Origin of the sequence: Klebsiella sp. RC2, assembly GCF_014192815.1 — a bacterium.
GTDB lineage: Bacteria > Pseudomonadota > Gammaproteobacteria > Enterobacterales > Enterobacteriaceae > Klebsiella > Klebsiella variicola.
In genome coordinates this window covers 664937-683054 of sequence record NZ_JACHYL010000001.1, presented here as the reverse complement: position 1 = coordinate 683054, position 18118 = coordinate 664937, and the positions used below count along the sequence as shown (strand labels likewise).

The following is an 18118-nucleotide window of genomic DNA, read 5'->3' as shown; positions in this document are numbered from 1 at the left end:
GATATTTCATTAGCCGGTGAGTAACTTTCACTTTCTCCTTTTGAGAACTTACTGCATCATTAATGCAACTTATAGCCAACATGCCGGTGTAGCGATGGCGCTTATGGATGCGTACAGCGGTTAGATCATTCCGGATTCGGCGATAAGGATTTGGCGCCGCGCCTGAGGCGCGGCTTCAGGCCCTAATAAAAGGCAGCGCCAATTTCAATAATTATCGTTACGGCTACTGGATTCTGTGCGCCACCTCACGCACAATGAATACAAACTTTGCCCCCAGAAAAAGCAAAGAGCGCCACACCTGCAGGAGAAACCCAAATGTCATCACTGAGTAAAGAAGCCGTCCTCGTTCATGAAGCGCTGGTCGCTCGTGGGCTGGAGACGCCGATGCGTGCGCCAGTACAAGAAATTGATAACGAAACACGCAAGCGTTTGATTACCGGTCATATGACCGAGATTATGCAACTGCTGAATCTGGATCTGAGTGATGACAGTCTGATGGAGACCCCGCATCGCATCGCCAAAATGTATGTCGATGAGATCTTCTCCGGGCTGGATTACTCCCGCTTCCCAAAAATCACCGTCATTGAAAACAAAATGAAGGTTGATGAAATGGTGACCGTGCGCGATATCACCCTGACCAGCACCTGCGAACACCATTTCGTCACCATCGATGGTAAAGCGACAGTAGCCTATATCCCGAAAGATGCGGTGATCGGCCTGTCGAAAATCAACCGCATCGTGCAGTTTTTCGCTCAGCGTCCGCAGGTCCAGGAGCGTCTGACCCAGCAGATCCTGATCGCGCTGCAGACGCTGCTCGGCACCAGCAACGTGGCGGTATCCATTGACGCGGTGCATTACTGCGTGAAGGCGCGCGGCATTCGCGATGCGACCAGCGCCACCACCACCACCTCTCTCGGCGGCCTGTTTAAATCCAGCCAGAATACCCGCCAGGAATTCCTGCGCGCAGTACGTCACCACAACTAAAACGGAGCAGGGTACATGGAGAGAAATGTCACGCTGGACTTTGTCCGCGGCGTCGCCATCCTCGGTATCCTGCTTCTCAATATCAGCGCCTTCGGCTTGCCGAAGGCCGCTTACCTCAATCCCGCCTGGTCAGTAAGCGCGACCCTCAGCGATGCCTGGACGTGGGCACTCCTCGACCTGCTGGCGCAGGTGAAGTTTCTCACCCTGTTCGCGTTGCTGTTTGGCGCCGGTCTGCAGCTATTGCTCCCGCGAGGGAAGCGCTGGATCCAGTCGCGGCTGACGCTGCTGGCGCTGCTCGGTTTCATTCACGGTCTTTTTTTCTGGGATGGCGACATTCTGCTGGCCTACGCCCTGGTGGGGCTGGTGAGCTGGCGCATGGTGCGTGAGGCGCACCATGTCAAATCGCTGTTCAATACCGGGGTGGTGCTCTACCTCATCGGCATTGCGGTGCTGGTCCTGCTGGGAGTCATCTCCGGGACGGCGGCGAATCGCTCCTGGGTGCCGGATGCGGCGAACCTGCAGTATGAGCAGTACTGGAAGCTGCACGGCGGCATGGAGGCGGTCAGCAACCGGGCGGATATGCTATCGGACAATCTGCTGGCGCTGGGCGCCCAGTATGGCTGGCAGCTGGCGGGGATGATGCTGATGGGCGCGGCGCTAATGCGCAGCGGCTGGCTCAAAGGGCAGTTCAGTCTGCGTCACTACCGGCGCACGGGTGCCCTGCTGGTGGTTGCCGGCATGGCGGTAAATCTGCCGGCAATATTCGCCCAGTGGTATCTGGCCTGGGACTATCGCTGGTGCGCGTTTTTGCTGCAGGCGCCGCGCGAACTGAGCGCCCCCTTACAGGCGATCGGCTATGCCTCGCTGGCCTGGGGCTACTGGCCGCAGCTGTGCCGTTTCCGCCTGGTGGGCGCTATCGCCTGCGTCGGACGCATGGCGCTGACCAACTACCTGTTGCAGACCCTGATCTGCACCACCCTGTTTTATCATCTCGGGCTGTTTATGCGCTTCGATCGTCTGCAGCTGCTGGCCTTTGTTCCCCCCATCTGGGCCGTTAACCTCCTTGTCTCATCGCTGTGGCTGCGCCGCTTCCGCCAGGGGCCGGTGGAATGGCTGTGGCGTCAGTTAACCCTGCGTGCGTCAGGCACATCATTGAAAGACACATCCAGATAACGATCTCGATCACAATCATTAACAAAACGGATGTAAACGTTTCCAGCCGTGTGACCTCACTCACGTAGCGGACCGCGGGTCGCTGCCAGAATAGCCTCCTTGCTGAGCACAGGAGGTGAATGTGACGTGCTGTAATTCTCTTAAGGTCGCTGAGTATGATCACCATTCGTGATGTCGCCCGCCAGGCGGGTGTATCCGTGGCCACCGTGTCGCGGGTGCTGAACAACAGCGCGCTGGTGAGTCCGGATACGCGCGACGCCGTGATGAAAGCGGTGACCCAACTGGGCTACCGACCCAACGCCAACGCCCAGGCGCTGGCCACCCAGGTGAGCGATACCATCGGCGTGGTGGTGATGGACGTCTCCGACGCCTTCTTCGGCGCGCTGGTGAAAGCGGTGGATACCGTCGCCCAGCAGCATCAGAAGTATGTGCTGATCGGCAACAGCTATCACGAGGCGGAAAAAGAGCGCCACGCCATCGAGGTGCTGATCCGCCAGCGCTGCTCGGCGCTGATTGTCCATTCGAAAGCGCTCAGCGATGATGAACTGAGCGACTTTATGCAACATATCCCGGGAATGGTGCTGATCAACCGCATTGTGCCAGGCTTTGCCCATCGCTGCGTCGGGCTCGACAACGTCAGCGGCGCGCTGATGGCCACCCGCATGCTGCTCAATCACGGTCACCAGCGCATCGGCTATCTCTCCTCAAACCACGGCATTGAAGATGACGATATGCGCCGGGAAGGGTGGAGCAAAGCGCTGCAGGAGCAGGGCATCATCGCCCCGGACAGCTGGGTCGGTTCTGGCTCCCCGGATATGCAGGGCGGCGAGGCGGCGATGGTCGAACTGCTGGGGCGTAATCTCGGTCTCACCGCGGTATTCGCCTATAACGACAGCATGGCGGCCGGCGCGCTGACGACCCTGAAGGACAACGGCATTGTCGTGCCGCAGCATCTGTCGCTGATTGGCTTTGATGATATTCCTATTTCCCGTTACACCGATCCTCAACTCACTACCGTGCGCTATCCGGTAATGTCGATGGCAAAGCTGGCCACCGAGCTGGCGCTGCTGGGGGCGGCCGGCAAGCTGGATCGCGAGGCAACGCACTGCTTTATGCCGACGCTGGTGCGCCGTCATTCCGTTGCCCAGCGGCAAACTGTGGGGCCGATCACTAACTGAAGCGGTGATGGGATGTAACCGCTTTCAATTTGTGAGTAAATTCACAGTATATTAACATTCGCCTGATTATGATGGCAGCGTTTACCAGTCTGAACCACGAGGTGATGGGTTATCCTCACTTTTTTAAGTAGGAACAAGGCGTTAAACGAGTTTTAGAGTCGTATTTTTCTGGAGCGTTACCCGACACGGAAGACCGAATTTTCGTCGTGAAATGCGTTGTGCGGTAACACTAATGCAACAAACCCCGCCCGCACTTTTTCACAATAATGACCCTGCATAATAAAACCGGAGATTCCATGAATAAGAAGGTGTTTACCCTGTCTGCTGTAATGGCTGGTCTGTTATTTGGCGCCGCCGCACACGCAGCAGATACCCGTATCGGCGTGACGATTTATAAATATGACGACAACTTTATGTCGGTGGTGCGTAAGGCGATTGAAAAAGATGGCAAATCCGCGCCTGACGTCCAGCTGCTGATGAATGACTCGCAGAACGACCAGTCGAAGCAAAACGATCAGATTGACGTGCTGTTGGCGAAAGGCGTGAAGGCGCTGGCGATTAACCTGGTTGACCCGGCGGCAGCGGGAACAGTGATTGAAAAAGCGCGCGGGCAGAATATTCCGGTGGTGTTCTTCAACAAAGAGCCTTCCCGCAAAGCGCTGGATAGTTATGACAAGGCTTATTACGTCGGTACCGATTCGAAAGAGTCGGGGATTATTCAGGGCGATCTGATCGCCAAGCACTGGAAAGCCAACCCGAACTGGGATCTGAATAAAGACGGCCAGATCCAGTTCGTCCTGCTGAAAGGCGAGCCGGGCCATCCGGATGCGGAAGCGCGTACCACCTACGTTATCAAAGAGCTGAATGATAAAGGTCTGAAGACCCAGCAGCTGCAGCTGGATACCGCCATGTGGGATACCGCGCAGGCGAAAGACAAAATGGACGCCTGGCTCTCCGGCCCGAATGCGAACAAGATTGAAGTAGTGATCGCGAACAACGATGCCATGGCGATGGGTGCGGTTGAAGCGCTGAAAGCGCACAACAAGAGCAGCATTCCGGTGTTTGGCGTCGATGCCCTGCCAGAAGCGCTGGCGCTGGTGAAATCCGGCGCGATGGCCGGTACCGTGCTGAACGATGCCAACAACCAGGCGAAAGCGACCTTCGATCTGGCGAAAAACCTCGCGGAAGGTAAAGAAGCCGCGGCGGGCACCAACTGGAAAATTGACAACAAGATTGTTCGCGTACCGTACGTGGGCGTCGATAAAGACAACCTGAGCCAGTTTACCGACAAGTAATCGTGATGTGAGTTGCGGGCGTGGTTTAACCACGCCCGATTATTCCTGATACAGAACCAGACTCCTGCTGGCGTTATTGCGCCGGACGGGGCGTGCATGAACGCAGCCAGGTATAACTATGGTCAGCAATAATAGCGAACGGTCAGGCGAATATTTGTTGGAAATGACCAACATCAACAAATCGTTTCCTGGCGTCAAGGCTCTTGATAATGTCAACCTGAAGGTTCGTCCGCACTCCATTCATGCGTTAATGGGTGAGAACGGCGCCGGCAAATCGACATTATTAAAATGCCTTTTTGGGATCTATCAAAAAGATTCCGGTAGCATTCTTTTTCAGGGAAAAGAGATCGATTTCCATTCGGCGAAAGAAGCCCTGGAAAACGGTATATCGATGGTGCATCAGGAATTAAACCTGGTTTTACAGCGTTCAGTCATGGATAACATGTGGCTCGGACGCTATCCCACCAAAGGCATGTTTGTCGATCAGGACAAAATGTACCGGGATACCAAGGCCATTTTTGATGAGCTGGATATTGATATCGACCCGCGTGCCCGCGTCGGTACCTTATCGGTATCCCAGATGCAGATGATTGAGATCGCTAAGGCGTTTTCCTATGACGCCAAAATCGTCATCATGGACGAGCCGACGTCATCGCTGACGGAAAAAGAGGTCAACCATCTGTTTAAGATCATCCGCAAGCTGAAAGATCGCGGCTGCGGTATCGTCTATATCTCGCATAAAATGGAAGAAATTTTCCAGCTGTGCGATGAAATAACCATCCTGCGCGACGGCCAGTGGATCGCCACCCAGCCGCTGGAAGGGCTGGATATGGACAAGATTATCGCCATGATGGTCGGGCGCTCGCTCAACCAGCGTTTTCCGGATCGCGAAAATACCCCGGGAGAAGTGATCCTCCAGGTGCGCAATCTCACCTCGCTGCGTCAACCCTCCATTCGCGATGTCTCCTTTGATCTGCATAAGGGCGAAATTCTCGGTATCGCCGGCCTGGTAGGCGCTAAACGCACCGACATCGTGGAGACCCTGTTCGGGATCCGTGAGAAGGCCAGCGGCACCATCACCCTGCACGGTAAGAAGATCAACAACCACAGCGCCAACGAGGCGATTAACCACGGTTTTGCACTGGTGACCGAGGAGCGGCGCTCCACCGGGATTTATGCCTATCTGGATATCGGTTTTAACTCGCTGATCTCCAATATTAAGAAATATAAAAACAGCATCGGCTTGCTGGATAACTCGCGAATGAAGAGCGACACCCAGTGGGTTATTGACTCGATGCGCGTTAAAACCCCCGGCCAGCATACGCAGATCGGTTCGCTTTCCGGTGGTAACCAGCAAAAGGTCATTATAGGCCGCTGGCTGCTGACCCAGCCGGAGATCCTGATGCTGGATGAGCCAACGCGCGGTATCGACGTCGGCGCCAAATTCGAGATCTACCAGCTGATTGCCGAGCTGGCTAAAAAAGACAAAGGGATCATTATTATTTCTTCCGAAATGCCGGAACTGCTGGGGATTACCGACCGCATTCTGGTGATGAGCAATGGCCTTGTCGCGGGCATTGTAGAGACTAAAACCACCACGCAAAACGAAATACTGCGTCTTGCGTCATTGCACCTTTAAGATCAGGGGCTTCACATGAGTGCGTTAAATAAAAAGAGTTTTCTCACTTACCTGAAAGAGGGTGGGATATATGTCGTCCTTCTGGTCCTGTTGGCCATTATTATTTTCCAGGATCCGACATTTTTAAGTCTGCTCAACCTGAGTAATATCCTGACTCAGTCTTCGGTGCGTATTATTATTGCCCTGGGCGTGGCCGGACTTATCGTCACGCAGGGGACCGACCTCTCCGCCGGCCGTCAGGTGGGACTGGCGGCGGTGATTGCCGCCACCATGCTGCAGGCGGTGGATAATGCCAACAAGGTGTTCCCGGATATGGCGACCATGCCGATCCCGTTGGTGATCCTGCTGGTGTGCGCCATCGGGGCGGTCATCGGCCTGATTAACGGGATCGTCATCGCCTACCTGAACGTGACGCCGTTTATTACCACCCTCGGCACTATGATCATCGTGTACGGCATTAACTCGCTGTACTACGACTTCGTGGGCGCGTCGCCGATCTCCGGTTTTGACAGCCACTTCTCCCATTTTGCCCAGGGGTTTGTGGCGCTGGGCTCGTTCCGCCTGTCCTACATTACCTTCTACGCGCTGATTGCCGTCTTCTTTGTCTGGATCCTGTGGAACAAGACGCGCTTTGGTAAAAACATCTTCGCTATCGGCGGTAACCCGGAAGCGGCGAAAGTCTCCGGGGTTAACGTGGCGTTGAACCTGCTGATGATCTATGCCCTCTCCGGCGTGTTTTACGCCTTCGGCGGCCTGCTGGAAGCCGGGCGTATCGGCTCGGCGACCAATAACCTCGGCTTTATGTACGAACTGGACGCCATCGCCGCCTGCGTGGTGGGCGGCGTTTCGTTCAGCGGCGGGGTAGGGACCGTATTCGGCGTGGTGACCGGGGTGATTATCTTCACCGTCATCAACTACGGCCTGACCTATATCGGCGTCAACCCTTACTGGCAGTACATTATTAAGGGGGCGATTATTATCTTCGCCGTGGCGCTGGACTCCCTGAAATACGCCCGTAAGAAATAAGATTGAACGCATCAAAAACCCGCGCCTGGCGCGGGTTTTTACTATTTAAATAGAGGAGAAATAAGTGTTTTAGAAATAGGGACGAGTCCTGTTTCAAGGCCAAACGGCTTATAGATTTTATTAATGATCTCGGCAGAATAATTGCCTTTATCATTTTCCACATCAGATAAGGTCTTACGAGAGACATTCACTAGCCGGGCATATTCATCCTGGCGTAAACCTAGAACTTCTACTCTCAGTTTTTTCAGGGCCTCTCCCTGGCTGATGGCGCCTAGCATGATGTCATGGATAATGGCGTGAATGACCGCCTGACGATCGACCGTTTTGACTTTTTTTAAACCAGCCGAGACGCGTTGTCTGCTTATCTCTGAACGAGCTTTTTTTTCCGTAGCCGTTACCCCGGTGGCGGGTAGGGATGGTGGGTTATCCGCCCGCAGCCTGGCTAAGGTATTTTGGATTTCTGTTTCTTTTTTATTCAGGGTCTTCATAACAGCCCCCAGCGAGCGAGTTTGTCAGGTATAAATTTAAAACCAATTGATGGCATTTCCAGAATCTGAACAGGAACGCCGCGTACTTTAAGACGGGATGGTAAATCAACGAGTTGAGATGCGGTTTCACTTAAAGCATTAAGCAATGTGTCAGGGGTGATCCATTCAGCCAAAGCTTGTGCGATGGCGCCAAAGTTATATTCGCCTCCTGATTCGCAGGCTAATGACCACTTCATCGTGCGCGGTATACCTTCCGGGTCGGCTTTCATTGGTGCAAAATCGTAGATTGGCGCAAGGATAATTTCATTATCTGCTTTCATAAATGCAGTATTACGTCCATGGTTATCACTATTGCCAAAAATAATGTTTAATAAGTCTCGACGTACCCAATCGATGATAAATCCTTGAACATCAAAGCGATAATTCTGTACTCTTACCATATTACTGGATGTGATCTTTTCGATTAGGATCCGCAGCGTGGTTTCATGATCAAGTATCGTCGCTGGCGCTTTTTGTAACAGAGAATAGACTGACTCCATTCCCAATCTCATTATCCGGCCATCACCGTCTCTTCTGATATCAAATCGCGGCAACCAGAGAGAGGGATAATGTAGCCCCTCCTGCTGCGGCTCCTCGTTCCTGGTCATAGTCGAGAAAATCACTGGCACGATTCATGACATCAGTGACAGAGAACGTTTTACTGCTTGCCAGACTATCCCAGTCCGGCACCGAGTCTTTAATGCGTAAATTTCCCACTGGCGACATCGTGCCGAATTTGAGCAAGATGAAATTCTGCTGGCCCTGAGGAAGTTCACTGATATCTAAAAAGTTAACCCAGTAACGTCGGCTGGCGCCGCCTGGAATGATATCGTCTATAAATCTTAACCATCCAGGATTTCCGTGATCCTCAAAATAAAGCGAAACGGGATGGTTGAGCGACACGGCGTGATAGTCATCGCGTTCCAGAAAGTCGATGGCGTAATCGGTAAGATAGTCGATTTGTGTTGTAAACCAGTCCCCTTGCTCACTACCGGGGAATTTTATCAACGCAATGTCTTGCCACTCCGCATTGAGAAAGGCTTGTACCGTTAATGTTTCCATCTCGCCCTCCAAAAAGGATGATGAGTGAAATATTACTCATTAAAGAGCATTCATGCAATTAACGTTACTTATAATACGCATTGTTTTGGCATCGCATGATTAATGCATCTTATATCACTCATTGGCGGGTTTTGTGTTTTTCTGCAGTTCCAGCAGCTGCTCCGGAGTGACTGCCGGGTAGGACTGGGCGTCATCCGGTACGTCATGCTGTTGAGCCGGAATCGGGATGAGAGGGCCGAGAAAGCGCGGTTCCCGTTTGAAGATATAGAGGTCCGCCAGCGCGCCAAAGCGGGCGCCGAACTCGCGCAGCCGCACGCTCCACATATCCTTCGGCGACGGCACCGCGTAGCACTGGGCCTGGATCCCCATATGCAGGGCGATAAACAGCGCCCGTTCGCAGTGGAAGCGCTGGGTGATGATAATGAAGTCGTTGGTATCGAACACTTTGCGGGTGCGGACAATCGAGTCGAGCGTACGGAAGCCGGCATAGTCCAGCACGATATCGGCAGGATCGACGCCGCCTTTAATCAGGTCCCGACGCATGGTCATCGGTTCATTGTAGCTTTGCAGAGCATTATCGCCGCTCAGCAGCAGATAGTTGACCTTGCCGCTGTTGTAGGCGTTCAGCGCGCCCTGGATGCGGTAGCGGTAATACTGATTGATGACGCCGGTGCGGTAATATTTGGCGGTGCCCAGCACCACGCCGACCTGACGGTAGGGCAGGTCCTGCAGCTCATCATAGATATAGGGCGCGGTTTTCCAGCTCATCCAGCGGTCAAGGCCCAGCACGGTCAACAGCAGCAGGCCGAGCAGGACTAACAGGCTGTAGAACACACGCTTTAACATGAACTTGGCTCAATAATAGACAACGGAGTCTTCAGGCTACTTTACCCGCCGGGTAAGCGCAAGAAACCCGCGTTTGATTGCGGGGATTTTCAGCAATATAGACAGATCGCCGAACGCAGGTCGGGTAAGGCGTGAGCCGACACCCGGCATAGAGATCTTCAGCTCGCCATGGCGCGAACCGTAGGTCGGGTAAGCGTAGTGCCACCCGACAACATCACGGTATAACAGGTCGGCCGGATAAGGCGAAACCGTCATCCGGCAATCTGCTCAGGCTGATCAACCTAACAGGACGCGCTCGATATTCTGGCAGCCCAGCGCCTTTAGGGTGGCGACGGTGGCATCCCACTGGATCAGCGCCGCGTCGGCTTTCTCCGCGAGGATTGCCCGCTGGATAGCGGGATAATCATAGCCGTTGAGGCTCAGGAGATTCAGCGCCCCCTGCAGCGGCGGCAGCGTCGGATTGAACGCCGCGTTTTCCGCATAGCTGCCGCTGAAAATGGTGCCGTCTTTCAGCTCCAGCGCCACGCCGGAGGGCGAGTGGCTGTAGGGCGCATGGCAGCGGTTGGCGGCCTGAATGGCTGCCTGGGTCAGGGCATCGCCGCTCACCGGGTAGCCATGGTCCTGTGCATCCATCAACAGGGTTTTGATCTCCAGATCTTTCGGACCAAAGGCGTCCGGCAGATAGTGCTCCAGGGCATGCGCTTCGCGGCCCGGCAGATGAATGCGCAGCGCCAGTCCGCTGTTCAGTTCGTTCATAAACTGACGGCAATGGCCGCACGGCGTGTAGTTCACCGTAATAGCGCGCAGGGAGGTCTCGCCGCGCAGCCAGGCGTGGCTGATGGCGCTCTGCTCGGCGTGAACGGTCTGCTGCATGGTCGCCCCGAGAAATTCCATATTGCCGCCAAAGTACCAGCGGCCGCTGACGCCGTGGGCGATCGCCCCGACGTTAAAATGAGAAAGGTCGGCGCGCGCGCAGGCGGCAGCAAGCGGCAGTAGCGCAAAGGCCAGCGCGTCTTCGTCCAGACCTGTCGCCTGCTGCAGCGTCGCCACCTGATCGGCTTCGAGCAGCGCCGGGAAGTGCGGGTCGGCGAGCATCGGGGCGATGGCCGCCTGCAGGTCTGCTGCCAGAGTCGTCAAAGCAGCTTGAAAACGTGAGTGCATAGCGTTGCCTCATAACAATGTAATGGGAAGCCAGTGTACGGGCGTCCAGCAGTCTCATATGTGATGAATATCTCATTGTTTATGCAACTTTGATTTGTTGCATTAAAAAATGTGATTTGAATCACAGTTTATCCCACCACCGCGAGGATCAGCGGAAATAAGAACGGTGCCATCAACGAGGTGATGATCCCGCACAGCACCAGCGCCAGCGAGCTAAACGCCCCTTCCTGGTAGTCCAGTTCCGCACAGCGGGCAGTGCCGAGGGCGTGCGAGGCGGTGCCCATTGACAGGCCGCGTGACGCTTTGGTGCGAATGCGCATCAGGTTAAGCAGCGTATGGCCGAATACCGCGCCGAGGATGCCGACAAAAATCACGCACACGGCGCTGATGGCCGGAATACCGCCGATGCTGCCGCTGACCGCCATGGCAATTGGCGTAGTGACCGACTTAGGCAGAATAGAGGCGGCGATTTGCGGCGTGGCGCCCATCAGCAGGGCGACGGTAGTACCGGTGATCATCGCCACGCAGCTGCCGATAAAGCAGATGGTGATGATTGATTTCCAGCGCGCGCGGATCTGGTGCAGTTGCTCATACAGTGGAAAGGCCAGCGCGACCACCGCCGGCTGCAGCAGATCGTTCAGGACTTTGCTGCCGGCAAAATAACGCTCATAGGAGATCCCGGTCAGCAGCAGAAACGGAATTATAACTACCATCGCCACCAGCAGCGGGTTGAGCAGCGGGAACTTAAAGCGGGCGGCCAGCCTGCGGGCGAGAAAAAAGACGATCAGGGTTAGCGGCAGCGACCACCAGATTTCATGCATCATTTTTCTTTTCCTTTTGCCCAATCACTTTACGTTCGCCATGCACCAGGTGAGAGCTCCAGCTCACCACCACAAACACCACCAGCGTGCTGATGGCGCAGGAGATGACGACTGGCCCCAGCTGGGCGCGCAGCAGATCCCAGTATTGCATCACGCCGACGCCGATGGGCACGAACAATAGCGCCATATAGCGGATCAGGATATTGCAGCCAGGATTGACCCACTGCGGCGGCATAATTTGCAGCGCCAGCAGCACGAAGAGGATCAGCATGCCGATGATGCTGCCGGGGATAGTGATGGGCAGCAGTCCGGCGATAAAAATTCCGGCGTATAAGCAGGCGTAAATCAGGACGAAGGCCCGCAGGTACTGCCAGATAATAGTCAGCGATTTACTCATGGTAATAACCCTTGATGAAGTGCATTCATCATACAATTAATCCCTAAAATGTGCTACCGATCACATCATGAATTCTACGCATAGCGCTGATAGCGTACGGGAACAATAGCCTCTCCCGGCAGGACCCGACAGCTCGCAGCTTAGGGTATATCGGATCCCACGCTACCTTTTTGAACGAGGCGCGGCAAATAAAGGCGGCATGAGACGCCGCATACTCCTGTAAAGCATAGAGATTATCTCCTCGCTTTGCCGCATTCGCCGAACGGGGAATGGCGTACGGCAGGCCGGACGCATTGAGCGCTTTCCACCAATGCCTGGAGGCGCTACCATAGCGCCTCTTTTTTTTCCGGATAACGATATGCGTGTTCTACTGGCGCCGATGGAAGGCGTGCTCGATTCGCTGGTGCGCGAGCTGCTGACCGAGGTTAACGATTACGATCTGTGCATCACCGAATTTCTGCGCGTGGTGGATCAACTGCTGCCGGTAAAATCGTTCTACAGGCTGTGCCCGGAACTGCATCATCAGAGCCGCACGCCGTCCGGCACCCGCGTGCGCGTCCAGCTGCTGGGACAATATCCCGAGTGGCTGGCGGAAAACGCCGCCCGCGCGGTGGAGCTGGGGTCGTGGGGGGTGGATTTAAACTGCGGCTGTCCGTCTAAGCTGGTGAACGGCAGCGGCGGCGGGGCGACGCTGCTGAAAGATCCGGAGCTGATCTATCGCGGTGCGAAAGCCATGCGCGAAGCGGTTCCCGATCATCTGCCGGTGACCGTCAAGGTGCGACTCGGCTGGGACAGCGGCGAACGGCGCTTCGAAATCGCCGATGCGGTGCAGCAGGCCGGGGCCAGCGAGCTGGTGGTTCACGGCCGCACCAAAGAAGATGGCTACAAAGCCGAACGCATTAACTGGCAGGCGATCGGTGAGATCCGCCAGCGTCTGACCATTCCGGTGGTGGCCAACGGCGAGATCTGGGACTGGCAAAGCGCCCAGGATTGTATGGCCGTCACCGGCTGCGATTCGGTGATGATTGGCCGCGGGGCGCTCAACGTGCCGAACCTCAGCCGGGTGATCAAATATAACGAACCGCGCATGCCGTGGCCGCAGGTGGTTCAGCTGTTGCAAAAATATACCCGCCTGGAAAAGCAGGGCGACACCGGTCTGTATCATGTGGCGAGAATTAAGCAATGGTTAGGCTATTTACGCAAGGAATATAGTGAGGCGCTGACTCTGTTTAATGAAATTCGCGCCCTGCAAACGTCTGCTGAAATAGCGGCGGCCATCGCCCGCTATTAAACACCATACTGTTATTTGCTTCACATATTATTACTTGCCTGCCTATTGCTGGTAGGCATGAGTTGAATAAAGTGATAATGTGCGGTCAATCAATTCAGGATTGCTACTGAACCCAGGCAAAACCTAAGCATTTTCGTCATTCGTGGCGGAAAGTGCTTAGGTTTTTTTTTGGCTAAAATTCAATGGTGAAAAAATGCTTATGTAAAACAATAGGTTGTAATTAACGTTTTCTCTGGCATCGTCGCGGTTTTATTACCGGCGGACGCCCTTTGCCATTCATTTTTTAAAAAAGAAAACAGGTAAATAAATAACCTGGGGATCCCCTTTGTTTTTATTCAGTCACGGTGGATATCACAATGCATAACAAAAAAATAAATCAGCTTTTGATCGGCGCGGCGCTGGCGGCAATGGTGCCTGCCGTGAGCGCCGCGGAAACTCCGGCGTGGAACGGCAGCGTGCTGGGGTTCGAAGCCGGGCAGCAGGGGCTGCTGGGCGATATGCTGGGCATTCGTCCGATCCTCGAAGAGAACGGCTTTCATTATAATCTCGGGTATCTTAACGAGATGGCCTACAACGCCGGCGGCGGTTACGACCATGATAAACACCTGGCCTATATTGACCAGGTGGCGCTGACCTTTACCCAGGATCTGGAGCGCTGGACCGGCATACCGGATGCGCGTCTCGAAGGCAACATCGTCAACCGTAACCACGATGATAACCTCACCACGAAACGGCTGCAGGATCCGCGGGTGAGTTTCAACGATCTGTCGCAGGAGAGTTGGGGCGGCGGGTCGATCACCCGCCTCGGCTGGCTGACCTTTGCCCGCAGCTTTGACGACCGTCGCCTGACCTGGCGCATCGGCATGATGAACAAGGTGCAAACTTTCGACCAGATCATTCCCTGCGATTTTCAGCTACTGACCCAGTGCGGTGGGAAATCGGCCAACTCGCTGACCTGGAATAACTGGAACATCCACACCTGGGGCACCACCCTGGAGTACAAGCTGACGCCGACGGTCACCCTGAAAGGCGGGGTGATGGAGCAAAACCCGCAGGCTACCGCGCGCAGTCACGCCTGGAGCGGGTCGACGAAGGGCAGCAAAGGCATTTTACTGCCGATGGAGATCGAAACCCGTCCGCTGATGAATGGCCTGCCGGGAGCCTATAACCTGGGTGTGGTCTGGACTAACGCGCCGCAAACCGACCTCTACAGCGGCAAATCCGGCGGCGCCGGGGCGACCGATCCGCAAGGCTACGCCGAGCACGACAGCACCTGGTTTATGTACGCCGGCCTGAACCAGCAGATCACCCGCCACGCCGACGACCCGCTGCGGGGGATGAGCGTCTCGCTGAGCGGCAGCCTCAGCGACCAGCGCAGCAACTATATCCACTCCGCCGTCGCCGCCTCCATGCGCTACCGCGGGCTGTTTGACGCCCGCCCGGAGGACTGGATTGGCTTTGGTCTGACGTGGATCGACATGAGCAGCCACTACGCACGTAACCAGCGCTATATGAACCAGATCAGCGGGGCCACCGACTATAACGATCCGGCTTACCAGCCGGTGGCCGGTCATTCGCTGAACGGCGAGCTCTATTATCGCTTCCGCCCGGTCTCCTGGCTGGAGCTGCAGCCGGGCCTGCAGTACTGGCACCGTCCGGGCGGCGTCGCGCAGACCCAGGACGCATGGGTGGTGGAGTGGAAAACGGTGGTGACTTTCTGATAGTCGCGATCTTAATCACGTTTTTTCACTTGTCAGGTTGAGCGCGCAGCAGAAGTTGTTACAGTGCGGGTGTTGGATTGCAACTGCTGCGGCAGGCAAAACCTGATCACCTGGCGTTTCGTCGGGGGTCAGGTTTTTTTGTTTCTGGGGTCTATATGCAAATCGCCAAAGTACTCAATAACAATGTGGTGGTGGTTCTTGACGAGCACCGGCGCGAACAGGTGGTGATGGGGCGAGGGCTGGCCTTTCAGAAACGCCCGGGCGACGTGCTGGACGACAGTAAAATTGAAAAAGTCTTCGCCTTACAGAGCGATGAACTGGTAGGCCGCTTAGGTGAGTTACTCAGTCAGATACCGTTAGAAGAGATGACCACCTGCGATCGCATTATCGACCTGGCACGCGGGCGGCTGGGCAAGCTACAGGAAAGTTTGTACATCACATTAACGGATCACTGTCATTTTGCTATCGAGCGGCAGAAAAAGGGCATCGCACTGCGTAACGTGCTGCTGTGGGAGATTAAGCGGCTGTATCCGAAGGAGTTCGCGCTGGGTCAGGAGGCAAGGGCCATTATTGCCAAAAGGCTTGGCGTGGAGCTAGCGGAGGATGAAGCCGGATTTATCGCCCTGCATCTGGTGACGGCGCAGCTCAACAGCGAAATGCCGGAGGTCATGCACGTGACCCGGGTGATGCAGGAGATCCTGCAGCTGGTGAAGTATCAGCTGCAGCTGAATTACGATGAAGAGTCGCTGAGCTATCAGCGTTTCGTTACCCACTTGAAATTTTTCGCCCAGCGGATGCTGACGCGCACGGTGGTGGAAGATGACGACGTCTCGCTGCACAGCGCGGTGAAAGATAACTACGCTAAAGCGTGGAAGTGTGCGGAAACGGTGGCGACGCATCTGCAAAAGCAGTATCAGCGGTCGCTGACCACCGAAGAGATTATGTTTCTTGCCATTCATATCGAACGGGTAAGAAAAGAGGGGCGTTAATTCCCCCCAACAAAACTGGATTGTTACTGCATGATGCAGGCAAAACCTGAGCGCGACGCCCACCGGCGTGGTTCTCGGGTTTTTTTATTTTTTACTACTCAGTCGCCGGTTGTCTGCGGGCAGCGGCAGTAAGGAAAAGAGCATGGAATATAAAGCACTCGCGCAGGATATTCTCAACCGCGTCGGCGGCAAAGAGAACATTGTGAGTCTGGTTCACTGTGCGACACGTCTGCGTTTTAAACTGAAAGATAACGGCAAAGCCGATGCCGAAGGGCTGAAGGCCAATCCGGGCGTCATTATGGTGGTGGAGAGCGGTGGCCAGTTTCAGGTGGTGATTGGCAACCACGTTCACGACGTCTGGCTGGCGGTGCGCCAGGAGGCGGGGTTAAGCGATGACAGCGAACCGGTTGCCGGGGAAAAAGCGGCTAAAGGATCGGTGTTAAGCCAGCTTATCGACATCATTTCCGGCATTTTTACACCGTTTATCGGCGTGATGGCGGCGACCGGTCTGCTGAAAGGCCTGCTGGCGCTGGCGGTGACCTGCGGCTGGCTTACGCCGGAGCAGGGGACTTATAAAATCTGGTTTGCCGCCAGCGACGCGCTGTTCTTTTTCTTCCCGCTGTTTCTTGGCTATACCGCCGGGAAGAAGTTTGGCGGCAACCCGTTTATCTCGATGGTGATTGGCGGGGCGTTAACCCACCCGCTGATGATTCAGGCCTTTGAGGCCAGCCAGGCGCCGGGCGCGGCGGTGGAGCACTTTCTCGGCATCCCGGTGACCTTTATCAACTACAGCTCGTCAGTGATCCCGATTATTCTCGCCTCGTGGGTCTGCTGCTGGCTGGAGCGCAAGAGCAACGCGCTGTTGCCGTCATCGATGAAAAACTTCTTCACCCCGGCGATCTGCCTGGCGGTGGTGGTCCCGCTCACCTTCCTGGTGATTGGCCCGGTCGCCACCTGGCTGAGCCATCTGCTGGCCAACGGCTACCAGTTCATTTATGCGTTTGCCCCATGGCTGGCGGGCGCGGTACTGGGCGCCATGTGGCAGGTGTGCGTTATTTTTGGCCTGCACTGGGGGCTGGTGCCGTTGATGATCAACAACATGACAGTACTTGGTCACGACTCCATGCTGCCGATTATTCTTCCGGCGGTGATTGCCCAGGTGGGGGCGGTTCTGGGGATTTTGCTGGCCACCCGCGATGCGCGTCAGCGGATGCTGGCCGGTTCCGCCTTCTCTGCCGGGCTGTTTGGCATCACCGAGCCGGCTATCTACGGTCTGACCCTGCCGCTGCGTCGTCCGTTTATCTTCGGCTGTATCGCCGGCGCCATCGGCGGGGCGATCACTGCCTTCAGTAATAGCCATGCTTACTCGTTCGGTGTGCCGAATATCTTTTTCCCGGCGCAGATGATCCCGCCCGGCGGCATTGACGCCAGCGTCTGGGGCGGGCTTATCGGCACCGGCGTGGCTTTCGTGCTCGCCTGCGTGCTGACCTTCTTCGCCGGCATGCCGCGCGCCAGCGCTGCACCGGGCGCCGTGACGGTAGCCCCGGCCTCGGCAAACGATATTCTGGCGCCGATGAGCGGCAGCGTTATCGCCCTCGAGCAGGTGCCGGATAGCACCTTCGCCAGCGGCCTGCTCGGTAAAGGGGTCGCCATTATCCCGGCGGTGGGCCAAGTGATTGCCCCGTTCCCGGGCGAAGTGGCTTCCCTGTTTCAGACTAAACATGCCATCGGCCTGCAGAGCGACAGCGGCATTGAGCTGTTGATCCACGTCGGCATCGACACGGTCAAACTCGACGGCGTGCCGTTTACCGCACATGTCAAAGAGGGCGACAGGGTGCAGGCCGGCGATCTGCTGATCGAGTTCGATCGTCAGGCGATTCTGGATGCCGGTTACGACCTGGCGACCCCGATCATTATCAGCAACAGCGACGACTACCGGGAAATTGATACGGTGGCGTCCAGCGCCGTCGAAGCCGGCCAGCCGCTGTTGTCAGTCAGCCATTAATCA

Annotated in this window: 17 protein-coding genes and 1 pseudogene; 10 read left to right on the top strand and 8 right to left on the bottom strand. The window is 55.7% G+C overall.

The window, feature by feature from the left end; translation table 11 throughout:
• Positions 1-315: 315 nt before the first annotated feature.
• The 6 genes from folE (at position 316) to mglC (ending at position 7295) form a co-directional block, all read left to right on the top strand.
• Entirely contained in the window at positions 316-984 is a 669-nt protein-coding gene (gene folE / locus FHW76_RS03190; RefSeq protein ID WP_008804025.1) for a GTP cyclohydrolase I FolE, read from the top strand.
• Positions 985-999: 15 nt separating this feature from the next.
• Positions 1000-2157, top strand: a complete 1158-nt coding sequence (gene yeiB / locus FHW76_RS03185) for a DUF418 domain-containing protein YeiB (RefSeq protein ID WP_183476213.1) — start codon at positions 1000-1002, stop codon at positions 2155-2157.
• A gap of 155 nt (positions 2158-2312) precedes the next feature.
• The gene (gene galS / locus FHW76_RS03180; protein WP_012967553.1) at positions 2313-3335 is read left to right on the top strand and encodes an HTH-type transcriptional regulator GalS; all 1023 of its coding nucleotides are present in this window, start codon (positions 2313-2315) and stop codon (positions 3333-3335) included.
• Positions 3336-3631: 296 nt separating this feature from the next.
• Positions 3632-4630, top strand: coding sequence for a galactose/glucose ABC transporter substrate-binding protein MglB (gene mglB / locus FHW76_RS03175; RefSeq protein ID WP_183476211.1), 999 nt, complete (start codon positions 3632-3634; stop codon positions 4628-4630).
• Between the two features lie 118 nt (positions 4631-4748).
• Entirely contained in the window at positions 4749-6269 is a 1521-nt protein-coding gene (mglA, locus tag FHW76_RS03170; RefSeq protein ID WP_008804029.1) for a galactose/methyl galactoside ABC transporter ATP-binding protein MglA, read from the top strand.
• A gap of 15 nt (positions 6270-6284) precedes the next feature.
• Positions 6285-7295, top strand: a complete 1011-nt coding sequence (gene mglC / locus FHW76_RS03165; RefSeq protein ID WP_002912871.1) for a galactose/methyl galactoside ABC transporter permease MglC — start codon at positions 6285-6287, stop codon at positions 7293-7295.
• Positions 7296-7336: 41 nt separating this feature from the next.
• Here the strand turns inward: mglC and FHW76_RS03160 are convergent, their stop codons facing one another.
• The 8 genes from FHW76_RS03160 to FHW76_RS03130 all read right to left on the bottom strand — a co-directional run bounded on the left by FHW76_RS03160 (position 7337) and on the right by FHW76_RS03130 (position 12109).
• The gene (locus FHW76_RS03160; RefSeq protein WP_183476208.1) at positions 7337-7783 is read right to left on the bottom strand and encodes a helix-turn-helix transcriptional regulator; all 447 of its coding nucleotides are present in this window, start codon (positions 7781-7783) and stop codon (positions 7337-7339) included.
• Positions 7780-8334, bottom strand: coding sequence for a HipA domain-containing protein (locus tag FHW76_RS26360; protein WP_229531768.1), 555 nt, complete (start codon positions 8332-8334; stop codon positions 7780-7782). The genes FHW76_RS03160 and FHW76_RS26360 overlap by 4 nt, the downstream gene beginning before the upstream one ends.
• Before the next feature lie 28 nt (positions 8335-8362).
• On the bottom strand, positions 8363-8884 hold the full coding sequence (locus FHW76_RS26355) for a hypothetical protein (protein ID WP_022064813.1): 522 nt from the start codon (positions 8882-8884) through the stop codon (positions 8363-8365).
• A 114-nt stretch (positions 8885-8998) separates the two neighbouring features.
• The gene (gene sanA, locus FHW76_RS03150) at positions 8999-9730 is read right to left on the bottom strand and encodes an outer membrane permeability protein SanA (RefSeq protein ID WP_008804033.1); all 732 of its coding nucleotides are present in this window, start codon (positions 9728-9730) and stop codon (positions 8999-9001) included.
• Between the two features lie 36 nt (positions 9731-9766).
• Entirely contained in the window at positions 9767-9985 is a 219-nt protein-coding gene (locus FHW76_RS03145) for a hypothetical protein (RefSeq protein ID WP_071583089.1), read from the bottom strand.
• Positions 9986-10006: 21 nt separating this feature from the next.
• A complete protein-coding gene (cdd, locus tag FHW76_RS03140; protein ID WP_183476205.1) occupies positions 10007-10891 on the bottom strand; it encodes a cytidine deaminase in 885 nt (294 codons plus the stop codon).
• A gap of 128 nt (positions 10892-11019) precedes the next feature.
• Positions 11020-11715, bottom strand: a complete 696-nt coding sequence (locus FHW76_RS03135; RefSeq protein ID WP_008804035.1) for a CidB/LrgB family autolysis modulator — start codon at positions 11713-11715, stop codon at positions 11020-11022.
• Positions 11705-12109, bottom strand: coding sequence for a CidA/LrgA family protein (locus FHW76_RS03130; protein WP_004201620.1), 405 nt, complete (start codon positions 12107-12109; stop codon positions 11705-11707). Before FHW76_RS03130 ends, FHW76_RS03135 begins: the two co-directional genes overlap by 11 nt.
• A 358-nt stretch (positions 12110-12467) precedes the next feature.
• Here FHW76_RS03130 and dusC point away from each other — a divergent pair, with 358 nt between their 5' ends.
• The 4 genes and pseudogenes from dusC (at position 12468) to bglF (ending at position 18115) form a co-directional block, all read left to right on the top strand.
• On the top strand, positions 12468-13400 hold the full coding sequence (dusC, locus tag FHW76_RS03125; protein WP_012541036.1) for a tRNA dihydrouridine(16) synthase DusC: 933 nt from the start codon (positions 12468-12470) through the stop codon (positions 13398-13400).
• Between the two features lie 356 nt (positions 13401-13756).
• Positions 13757-15121 (top strand): carbohydrate porin, encoded by a 1365-nt coding sequence (locus tag FHW76_RS03120; protein ID WP_032740122.1) that lies wholly within the window; start codon positions 13757-13759, stop codon positions 15119-15121.
• A 155-nt stretch (positions 15122-15276) separates the two neighbouring features.
• Positions 15277-16110 (top strand): transcriptional antiterminator BglG, encoded by an 834-nt coding sequence (gene bglG / locus FHW76_RS03115; protein WP_043876274.1) that lies wholly within the window; start codon positions 15277-15279, stop codon positions 16108-16110.
• Positions 16111-16140: 30 nt separating this feature from the next.
• Positions 16141-18115 (top strand): annotated as a pseudogene (gene bglF / locus FHW76_RS03110) (PTS beta-glucoside transporter subunit IIABC).
• Positions 18116-18118 lie beyond the last annotated feature (3 nt).